The sequence below is a fragment of the Streptomyces niveiscabiei genome (genome assembly GCF_001419795.1).
Classification (GTDB): Bacteria; Actinomycetota; Actinomycetes; order Streptomycetales; family Streptomycetaceae; genus Streptomyces; species Streptomyces niveiscabiei.
Map to the genome: position 1 here is coordinate 1 of NZ_LIRL01001226.1, position 1,007 is coordinate 1,007.

The 1,007-nt window shown below is 73.0% G+C and carries 1 protein-coding gene and 1 pseudogene; both read right to left on the reverse strand.

Annotated elements, in window-relative coordinates; genetic code table 11:
- Positions 1–485: pseudogene (locus tag AOK24_RS42395) on the reverse strand (hypothetical protein); the annotation flags it as partial.
- The coding region (locus AOK24_RS42400) for a C-terminal helicase domain-containing protein (protein ID WP_206191366.1) at positions 482–1,007 on the reverse strand (526 nt) is incomplete at its 5' end. The gene AOK24_RS42400 and the pseudogene AOK24_RS42395, both read right to left, overlap by 4 nt.

A 1,007-nucleotide genomic window follows, 5' to 3' on the forward strand; every position in this document is an offset into this window, starting at 1 on the left:
GTCCAGGTGTCGAGGGGGGACGGGCCTGCCGGTCCCCGTTCGGCGTAGCTCTCGGGTAGGGGGGTGCCGGTCCAGGCGTCGAAGTGGACGATGCGGCGGTCGCCGAGTTTCACCGTGTACATCTCGCCGGCTTCCAGGGAGCGTTCACCGAGGGGGGTGAGCGCCAGCTCGCCCTGGTGCTCGGTGAGGTGGCCGACCGCTGTGAGGTAGGCGAGGGCCTGGCGGGTCAGCGCCGGGTCCAGGGCGAGGAACGAGGCGAGTCCCTCGGGAGTGGTGACGCCCGCTTCGGCGACGGCTCTGATCAGGTAGCGGTCGATCAGCTGGTACGGCTCGGCGGCCGTCACCTTCGCCTCGACCTCCACCCGCCACACCGGCAGCAGGAGGTGGTGGACCGTCTCGGGGGCGGCCCTCAGGTGGAACGCCGCGTGCTCGACGGCTCGGGCGGGCGGGAAACCGAGGGGGTTGTGGCGCTGGCGGGGGATCATGCGGTGCGGGCTCCGAGGCGTGCTTCGAGGTCGCGGGACGGCAGCAACTCGCCGACGTCCGCCGTGTGTTCGCGCAGGGCGCGGGCCAGGTCCCGGAAGCCCTCGTCGGTGGCCCGGGTGAGGGTGTCGAAGTCGCCCACGAGGATCAGGCGGCGCCGGGCCCTGGTGAACGCGACGTTCGCGCGCCGGAGTTCGTCCAGGAAGCCGACCTCGCCGGACGGGTTCGACCGGGTGAAGCCGTACAGGACCACGTCCCGTTCGCCGCCCTGGAAGGAGTCGACCGTCGCGATGTCTCCCGTGCCGGGCGGGAGGTCCTTCAACAGGTTGCGGATCAGGGCGGCTTGGGCCCGGTAGGGGACGATGACCGCCCACTCCTCGTCGTCCGCCGTGCAGCGCCGGGCCAGGGCGGCGAGGAGGTCGGCCTCGGCGCGGTTGATGCGCGAGCGGGGGTCGCCGCCTTCGGCGCGGTCGGCCGGGGGGAGGTCGCAGGTGTCGACGATGGCCAGGGGGGTGCGGAAGAGG